Annotated in this window: 9 protein-coding genes and 1 pseudogene; 5 read left to right on the plus strand and 5 right to left on the minus strand. The window is 59.1% G+C overall.

Features of this window, described 5'->3' with window-relative positions; all coding sequences use genetic code 11:
- Positions 1 to 27: 27 nt before the first annotated feature.
- From AC07FD_RS27485 to AC07FD_RS27500, 4 genes are all read right to left on the minus strand, one after another.
- Positions 28 to 591, minus strand: a complete 564-nt coding sequence (locus AC07FD_RS27485) for a ComF family protein (protein WP_478352399.1) — start codon at positions 589 to 591, stop codon at positions 28 to 30.
- Positions 588 to 869, minus strand: coding sequence for a helix-hairpin-helix domain-containing protein (locus tag AC07FD_RS27490; protein ID WP_478352400.1), 282 nt, complete (start codon positions 867 to 869; stop codon positions 588 to 590). The genes AC07FD_RS27485 and AC07FD_RS27490 overlap by 4 nt, the downstream gene beginning before the upstream one ends.
- Before the next feature lie 82 nt (positions 870 to 951).
- Positions 952 to 1,332, minus strand: coding sequence for an XRE family transcriptional regulator (locus AC07FD_RS27495; RefSeq protein ID WP_095090296.1), 381 nt, complete (start codon positions 1,330 to 1,332; stop codon positions 952 to 954).
- Positions 1,333 to 1,730: 398 nt separating this feature from the next.
- A protein-coding gene (locus AC07FD_RS27500) for an IS3 family transposase (RefSeq protein WP_478352401.1) occupies positions 1,731 to 2,830 on the minus strand; the annotation gives its coding sequence in 2 pieces (ribosomal slippage) (positions 1,731 to 2,578 and positions 2,578 to 2,830; 1,101 coding nt in all).
- A gap of 527 nt (positions 2,831 to 3,357) precedes the next feature.
- Between AC07FD_RS27500 and AC07FD_RS27505 the strand changes: the two genes are divergently transcribed.
- Positions 3,358 to 4,143, plus strand: coding sequence for a GGDEF domain-containing protein (locus AC07FD_RS27505; protein ID WP_378924765.1), 786 nt, complete (start codon positions 3,358 to 3,360; stop codon positions 4,141 to 4,143).
- A 379-nt stretch (positions 4,144 to 4,522) separates the two neighbouring features.
- Positions 4,523 to 4,735, plus strand: coding sequence for a cold-shock protein (locus AC07FD_RS27510; RefSeq protein WP_095081581.1), 213 nt, complete (start codon positions 4,523 to 4,525; stop codon positions 4,733 to 4,735).
- Positions 4,736 to 4,904: 169 nt separating this feature from the next.
- Here the strand turns inward: AC07FD_RS27510 and AC07FD_RS27515 are convergent, their stop codons facing one another.
- Positions 4,905 to 5,372, minus strand: a complete 468-nt coding sequence (locus AC07FD_RS27515) for a Ros/MucR family transcriptional regulator (protein WP_378924763.1) — start codon at positions 5,370 to 5,372, stop codon at positions 4,905 to 4,907.
- Between the two features lie 418 nt (positions 5,373 to 5,790).
- On the opposite strand from AC07FD_RS27515, the gene panB reads away from it, so the two are divergent.
- The 3 genes and pseudogenes from panB to AC07FD_RS27530 form a co-directional block, all read left to right on the plus strand.
- A complete protein-coding gene (gene panB / locus AC07FD_RS27520) occupies positions 5,791 to 6,636 on the plus strand; it encodes a 3-methyl-2-oxobutanoate hydroxymethyltransferase (protein WP_478352402.1) in 846 nt (281 codons plus the stop codon).
- On the plus strand, positions 6,633 to 7,523 hold the full coding sequence (gene panC, locus AC07FD_RS27525) for a pantoate--beta-alanine ligase (protein WP_378924759.1): 891 nt from the start codon (positions 6,633 to 6,635) through the stop codon (positions 7,521 to 7,523). The genes panB and panC overlap by 4 nt, the downstream gene beginning before the upstream one ends.
- Before the next feature lie 545 nt (positions 7,524 to 8,068).
- Positions 8,069 to 8,607: pseudogene (locus AC07FD_RS27530) on the plus strand (IS701 family transposase); the annotation flags it as partial.

The following is an 8,607-nucleotide window of genomic DNA, read 5'->3' on the forward strand; positions in this document are numbered from 1 at the left end:
CGGAGATGCTCCAAAATCACAAAAGAGTCAGCACCCGAGACCGTTGGTATTATGCGGATAACCCGAACAGCCCCAAAATTTTACGTGCGTCGCGTGATTCTCGCGTATCTTCATCGATCGCCCGCAGGCGGAACAGGTCTTGCGCGCGAAGACGCGCTGATCCTTGGCGATCGCCATCACCCGGACCTCGCCGGCCCCGTTGGCGTTAAGAATGCGCACACACTCTCTCGTCGTCTCTCCGGTCGTGTAGACATCGTCGAGCAGCAGAATCTTGGCGCCACCCCAAGTGTAATCCGTGTCAAAGGCACCCTTTATGGCCTCCGCACGCTCCAGCGCGTTCATCTGCTTATAGCCTTCGACCTCCTTGACGGTTTTCAGGCCATTGAGTTCGACCTCAATATCCTCGTCGAAATGGTCGGCAGCGCTTTCGAGCAGTTCCTTGAAGCGGTTGCGCTCCTGCGACGGCTTCATGGGTACGGGGATGATGCAGTCGGGTTTCCAGTCGAAAAGGTCGACGGCGCGGCCAACGCATTCGCCGAGGACTTGCGCCTGGCTGTCATTATTTTTCAAAGACAACACGGCCGCGCTCAAGGCACTCGTCGCATGCCGCGGATCGGAAGCCGTGAAATAGCGGCCGAGTGCATAAACGACGGGCTCGTCGTCGCAATGGAGAATTTGGCAGTCGGCTCGTGAAGACTTTCGGCGACGGCAGCCGAGACGACGGATCGAAGCTTCGCAGGCTCGGCGCCGATGATTGCGTCAAGTAGCAAAAATCGTTCCGCAAGGCGTTCAGCCGTGGCGGGCCCGATGCCGCGCAACGCTGTGAGCGTGAGAATGCCTGCTGCGGTTCGTGTTTCGATGCCAATCATGGAATTCAACGCCTTTCAAAATTGCGGCCGGCCTTCAGCGTTCTGTAGCGATAGCTTCGCGGAAGGTTGCGGATTGGTTGGGTCATCCGCGGTGTCCGGCCTTGGCGAGAGAAGTTTTGGGAGGGGCGAGATTTTCGGAGATCGTGGCAGCGATCTCTCCGAGAGCATGGATACGCACGGTCGGCTGCTTCGGCAGCCTGACCGTCAACTCAAGCTTTCCGCCGACGGCTTCGACATAGCTGCGAAGCGTCGAAACGTACATATCAACTTGGTTTTCGATCTTCGAAACAGACGGTTGTTTGATCTTCAGAGCGGCCGCAACATCTGCTTGGGCCTTGCCTGCGATCCGGCGCAGTGCCCGAAGACCTTCTACCTCCTGGATCTCCTCCGTATACCGCGCATCGATGCGATCCCGCGGTCTTTGCGGAAAGGATGCGATGACGCTATCGAGACCGCGTCCCATGAAATTGACTCCGTAATGTTGGCGCCCGCACTTCCGTCTATACGGAAACGTTAGATTTGCGAGAGGGGTCGCGCGATGGCTACGAGGTAAGTCAACAACTCGATTGTGCTATCCCGAACGCTCTATCGAACTATCGGAAATGCCGACTCTCTTACCGAATATAGCTCTCAGGCTATGTTGGGTCAACGATAGGTAGCATGGGGATGGATGCAGGACCATGCCTTGTATCTGAGGCGATTTTTCGGTCGTGCCCGCTGAGTGGCCCTGTTGAGCGAGCGGCGGCGTGTGAATAATCGGACCGCGAGCCGGGGTCCCGCCACAACGGCGATCTTCGGATCTTGACCTGAGACCCATCTTTGCTCCAGTTCAATGGAGAGTCCGGGGTTTCATTTCTGGCCTCATGCGGCCTGTTTTTCCAGTGCCATTTTCATGGCGAATTCGATGGGCGTGATATTGCCCAGCGCTGAGTGTGGTCTGTGCCGGTTGTAGTCCTCCTTCCATAGTTTGATCGCAGCCCGCGCCTCCGCGAGGGTGGAAAACAGCGTTTCGTTCAGGCATTCGTCGCGGAACCGGCCATTGAAGCTTTCCACGAAGCCGTTTTGCATGGGCTTGCCGGGCGCGATGTAATGCCATTCGACGCCGCTCTCCTGGCACCATTTGAGGATGGCCATCGAGGTCAGTTCGGTGCCGTTGTCGGAGACGATCGTGCAAGGCTTGCCGCGACGGGCGATGATAGCGTCCAGTTCCCGGGCCACGCGGGCACCTGACAGCGACGTATCTGCGACCAGCGCCAGGCATTCCCGCGTGAAGTCGTCGACGACGGCCAGAACCCGGAACCGCCGGCCGTCCGTGACGGCATCGCTGACGAAGTCGAGCGACCAGCGCTCGTTCATCCGGTCCGGCACGATCATCGGCCTTCTCGTTCCCAAGGCCCGCTTGCGGCCGCCACGCCTGCGAACCTGCAGCTTCTCCTCCCGGTAAAGCCGCCGCAGCTTCTTTTGGTTCATCACCATCCCTTGCCGTTCAAGCATGATGTGGATGCGCCGGTAGCCGAAGCGCCGCCGCTCCGCGGCAACCGTCTTCATCGCGGCTCGAAAGACCGCATCATCCGGCCGAGTGCTTGTGTAGCGAACGCTCGAGCGATCGACGAAAAGAGCCTTGCACGCCCGACGCTGGCTCACCCCATGCTGATCGCAGGCGTGGGCCACAGCGCATCGCTTGGCATCGGGCGTCACCATTTTTTTGCAGCGACATCCTTCAGGATGGCATTGTCCAGCATCTGCTCGGCCAGCAGCTTCTTCAGCTTGGCGTTCTCTTCCTCCAGGGCCTTCAGCTTCCGCGCGTCGGAAACGTCCATGCCGCCAAACTTGGCCTTGTATTTGTAGAACGTTGCTTCCGAGATCCCGTGCTTGCGGCAGACATCGGCGGTCTTCATCCCCGCCTCCTGCTCCCTCAAAATCGCGATGACCTGTTCTTCAGTGAACCGTGAACGCTTCATTCGTCCGTCTCCTCGATAAGACGGACTCTACCAAAAATTGGAGGAGCTTCAGGGTCTCAGGTCAATCTACCCCTCGCATGTGGGCGCGACACTAGAGCCGCTTCGGCATCCACGCTATGCATTGTTCGAGGCGTGCCAGTCGAACCTTCTGCGAACGAAGCTCGTGACCAACGTTTTGCAACTTGGATTTGCCTTTGGACGCGGCCGCAGAAATCAGTTCGCATTCAAGCCAAGCTATTCGATCTCGCAGGTGCTGAGCCTCAGCCTGCCGTATATCTCTAATCCAACCTGGACCACGCATATTCCACGCTCACCATCTGTGAAGGCTGGGTAGCATCCGAAAACTAACGCCGGCAGATTCGAAAAACTCGAATTTTAACCGTTGCTAAAATTCGCCGCTCTGTCAGCTACCGGCTCGCTGTCGCGACCTTGAACGGCGACAGTTGCGCTTCCTTGCCTTTCGCGTCCGAAATAATCTTAATGGACTTCGTAAGAGCTTGTTCAGCGCCAGTATCTAAAGGAACCGCATGACACCGCGTCGCAGGCGTATTCTGGGCAAATCAATAGTCGTGACGATAATTGCAGTCGTCGCAACCTTCGGTTTGTCTTTTACGGCTCGGCTTGCGCTGCAGATGCCGATCGACTGGCTGAGCTGGGTGGAATGCACCTTCATTCCCATCCTCATCGGGATGCCGGTCAGTGCCTACATTTTCACCCAGGCGGAAACGATCCAGGAAACATGCGACAAGTTGGAGAAGTCTCATGCAGCCCTGAAAGAGACGCATAGCAGGCTCACCTTCGTCACCAGTCATGACCCGATGACAGGACTTCTTAGTCGCGGTGAATTCATCGCAAGGATGGATAGAAGCCGCGATGAAGGGGAATGCGACACCCTTCTCCTCATCGATCCCGATCACTTCTCGTCAATCAACGACAAGCACGGCCATGCCAAGGGTGACGAAGCTCTGGTTCGGATTGCGAAGGCGCTCATCTATACAACGCGCCCAGGAGACGGGATCGGTCGCCTTGGCGGGGAAGAGTTTGGGGTGTTGCTACGCCACATCCGCAAAGAGCAGGCAAAGACCATTGCGGAGAAGATCCGTCGTCATATCGAGCGGGTTCCTGGCGTGAAAGGGCAACAAGACGGCGTGAAGGTGACCGTCAGCATCGGTGGTGCGGAAATCCCTCATGGTGCAGATACTCAGGATGTCCTCCGCACTGCCGCACGATGCCTTTTTGAAGCGAAACAACGTGGGCGGAACCGCGTTTCGTTCGATTATGAAGCAGCCAAGTTGCGAGTCGTGACACCGTAACCAACCCCGTCTGGGAGAGAGGCCGATGGAAAAACACGCCGCGGCCTGGTGGTGCTGATGGCTTTTTGGTGGACCGGTGGCCGTCGGTGCCACATTCGCTACGTCGGCCCGGCAGCGCTAGACCTGGCTTTGCAATTCCTCGGAGCGATGAGACCGCCCGGGCTTCAGATCGCGGGTCGTTCTGGGCCATGCGCGAGAGCGAGAGCGCAGGACGTGCTTGCTGACAATAGGGTCATTGCAGTGAGCGAGCTGCCGGCCGCCGATCTACCGGGCCTTGCAATTTTTCGTTTTTTGCTGCGCCCAACTCCAAAGTTCGGTTATGAATCGGGACTGGCCGGACGGCCTGCCCACGTTGCAATTGTTACAAAGGAACACGCATATGGCGACTGGAACCGTGAAGTGGTTCAACAGCAGTAAGGGATTTGGATTTATCCAGCCTGACAATGGCGGTCAGGATGTTTTCGTTCACATTTCCGCCGTTGAGCGAGCGGGGCTCTCGACCCTCGCCGATGGCCAGAAGATCAACTATGAAATCGAACAGGACCGCCGCACTGGCAAGTCCTCTGCTGGCAGCCTCAGCAAAGCTGGCTGAATCTTCTCCAGCGTCCTGGCAACAGCCGATGGACAAGGTGCATCCAGGCTGGGAAGCCAAAGCTGTTTGAAAGGAAGGCGGGGCTGGACCCCGCCTTTTCACATTCCGGGCAGATGCAGATGGTGCCGATGGCAGCTTGCGCGCTCCAGAAAAACCTCGATTTCTGAAATCAAGCTGGGACCTTCTTGCGGGTCCGCTTCGTTGGCGCCGGCGTTTCCGGCTCTTTCGGTTTGCGGCCGAGCCCCATCGTCTTGGCCAACGCCGAACGCGTTGCGGCGTAATTCGGCGCGACCATGGGATAATCCGCCGACAGACCCCATTTGGCGCGATAGTCGTCCGGCGTCAGCCCATAATGGGTCGACAGATGGCGCTTCAGCGATTTGAATTTCTTGCCGTCCTCAAGGCAGATGATGTAGTCCGGTGTCACCGACTTCCTGATCGATACCGCAGGCTTGAGAGCCTCCGCTTCTTCTGCGGAAACGCTGGCGCCGGCAGTGCCTTTGAGTGCCGCGTAGACCTGGCTGATCAGGGCAGGGAGATCAGCTACCGGGACCGGATTGTTGGACACATACGCTGAGACGACATCGGCGGTGAGCTCGATGAGAGTGTCGATGTTGTTTTTGGCTTCTTCCGTCATGAAACTCTCCAGATGGCTTGAAAGACAGTCGGGGAAGCGTCGCTACATAGTGGCGGTTGCCGCGGAAAGCAATAAAGCCCAAGCAAGACTATTGCGATGCTCGTCCTGCACCGCGGTTGGTAGCAACGCTTCCCGCCCATATCACGTTGATGGCGAAGCTGATCGGCACTGCGGCACTGCGGTTGTCGGCGAAAGTACCGCCATAGTGCGGGATCGCCTATCATCCAATTTGATCGTTGCGCTGGAGCTGAATGAATGCGCCTGGCAAGGGTGCAGTCGGGGCTGGGACTGCACCGATGGTCGTGGGCATGCCTTTCGGCGCCAATCCCGAGAGGTAGCCGTTTTGCTCTTCGCAGTTGCACAAAAATATGCCAAAGGCGACACCCGCGATGGATAACGCTAGGGAAGGAGGCTTCGCTTGAGCATATCTGCTGAGACCAAGGCGATCACGCCGCCGGACATTCGCTTGCGTAAAGGCCAGGCTCCGCTCGTCTGCCTGACAGCCTACACGACCCCGGTCGCCCGGTTCATCGATCCGCACTGCGATGTTGTGCTGGTGGGCGACAGCGTCGGCATGGTGCTCCACGGCCTGCCTTCGACTCTCGGCGTGACGCTCGACATGATGATCCTACACGGCAAGGCGGTGCGGCGTGGCCTCAAGCGTGCGCTCATGGTCGTCGACATGCCGTTCGGCTCGTATGAGGAAGGTCCCGGGCAGGCTTTCCGAAACGCAGCCCGGGTGATGGCCGAGACCGGTTGTGCGGCCATCAAGATCGAGGGTGGCGAGGCAATGGCGCAGACGATCCATTTCCTCGCCGCGCGTGGCGTACCGGTCATGGCCCATGTCGGCCTGACCCCGCAGGCGGTCAATACCTTCGGCGGCTATCGTGTGCAGGGCAGGGGCGAGGATGGTGAGCGCATCCGGCGCGATGCCCAGGCAGTGGCGCAGGCCGGTGCTTTTTCGGTCGTTCTGGAAAAGGTGCCTGAGCCGCTCGCCCGGTGGATCACCGAAGAGGTGGCCGTCCCGACGATCGGAATCGGCGCCTCGCCGGCGTGCGACGGGCAGATCCTGGTGGTCGACGACATGCTTGGCCTGTTCGGCGACTTCCGCCCGAAATTCGTCAAGCGTTACGCAGAGCTCGGACAAATTGCCGAAGCGGCGGTTGCGGCTTATGCGCAGGATGTACGCGAGCGCCATTTTCCAGCGGCCGAGCATGTCTTCGGCGATGCGCCAAAAACCGTCAGAGGAGGAGAGGCAGCGTGAGCATACCGATCGTCCGGACTGTCGCGGAATTGCGCAGCATTGTTTCAGCCTGGCGTCGCGAAGGCCTCAAGGTTGCCGTCGTGCCGACGATGGGCGCGCTGCATGAAGGTCATCTCAGCCTGGTGCGATCGGCACTAGAGCGCGTGGATCGGGTGATCGTGACACTCTTCATCAACCCGAGACAGTTCAACAATGAGGCTGACCTTGCCGCCTATCCACGAACGGAGCACGAGGACGCTGCCAAGCTCGCGCCGCTGGGTGCCCATATGCTCTACGCACCCGATGCCTCTGAAATGTATCCGGAAGGTTTCGCCACCACGGTCTCGGTGAGCGGGGTGAGCGATGGGTTGTGCGGTGCGTACCGTCCCGGCCATTTCGACGGCGTGGCAACTGTCGTAGCCAAGCTCTTTCTGCAGACGGGCGCCGATCTGGCCTTCTTCGGAGAGAAGGATTTCCAGCAGTTGCACGTCGTACGCCGGCTGACGCGCGATCTCGATATTCCGATCGAGATCGTCGCTTGCCCGACGGTGCGCGAAGCCGACGGTCTGGCAATGTCGTCGCGCAACCTTCGCCTCTCGTCCGTACAGCGACAGGCGGCGCCGAGCCTCGCGGAAATCCTGTTCGCGTTGGCCGAGCGGCTGGCGACAGGGGCGACAGCCGACGACGTACTCATTGAGGCGCGGCAGGCAATCCTGGCGGCCGGCTACAAAGAAGTCGAGTATCTTGAACTGCGGGCCGACGATGACCTCGCGCCGCTCGACGCCGCGGACAGATCGGCACGCATCCTCGTGGCCGCATGGCTGGGGGACATCCGGCTCGTTGACAATGTGTGCGTCCGGCCAAAGCAAAGCACTTCCAAAAGGTTTGCTTCACCTGCAGCCGCTTAAGTCTCTGACGCATCCAAGTCTGCCTCAAAACCCTCGACTCCCTGCGCGGGTGAGCTTGCCACCGCGATAGCACGGATATTTCCGGCGGTGGCGTACGCAGTTTCCGGCCCCATTCGAAGCGCCTCGCTGGTCCATGTTCCCATCACGGGCTTTTTCAGAGTTCACCGGCTACGTCACCAACAATGCCGGATCATTCCGAATTGGTCGAGCGACCTCGCTATTGCGAAACTATTGCGAAGCGGTTTCGGCCATTCAACGGTTACCCGGATCATCGCCAAGCGTTTCGCCAAAAATGAACGGCGCTTAGCCAACGGCCGAGAAGCTAAAGGAAATTATCGGCGGGAAGGTTCGCAAGCGCGCCTCCACAAGAGCCCAGAGGCGTAAGAGCTATCTTGAGATTTTCGAGGCGGCGGTTCCCGACCCGGCGGATATTGGCTTGGCAGGTGAGTGAGGCCCGAACCGTCACTGCAGTCGGGTTTCCTAGCACTACTTTGGCAGGTTTTTAGCGGCGGGCGAGTTTTTGGAATTCCCAAGAGAGAGTTTGCGTGATTCATGGGAGGTCGGCTTGTGGAGGGCCGATCAATGGATGTGGACTGGCAAGCCGATCTCGAGCGCTGGCTTCAACCGTTTTTGGCAGGTCTTTCGCATCCAGCTCGGCGCCGGATGTGTCCGCTGTACATTGCTGGTCTGATCGGGCCGGGCGACCGTAAGGGCGTACAACCGATGGCCGCTCGAGCGGGCGATGTCGGCTACGATCAGCTTCATCATTTTGTCGCGGCAGGGGTTTGGGACAGCGCTCCGCTCGAGGCCGCCCTGCTGAAGGAGGCAGATCGCCTGGTCGGCGATGAGGCGGGTTTTCTCGTCATTGACGACACAGCGTTACCGAAGAAGGGACAACATTCGGTTGGTGTCGCGCCTCAATACGCTTCGTCGCTTGGCAAGACGTCCAACTGCCAGTCGCTGGTGTCGGTGACCCTGGCCTCACGCGAAGTGCCGGTGATGGTGGGCCTTCGGCTCTTCTTGCCCGACACCTGGACGAATGATCCCGAGCGGATGATGCGGGCGCGCGTCCCGAAGGATCGAC

Source organism: Mesorhizobium waitakense (assembly GCF_056431085.1).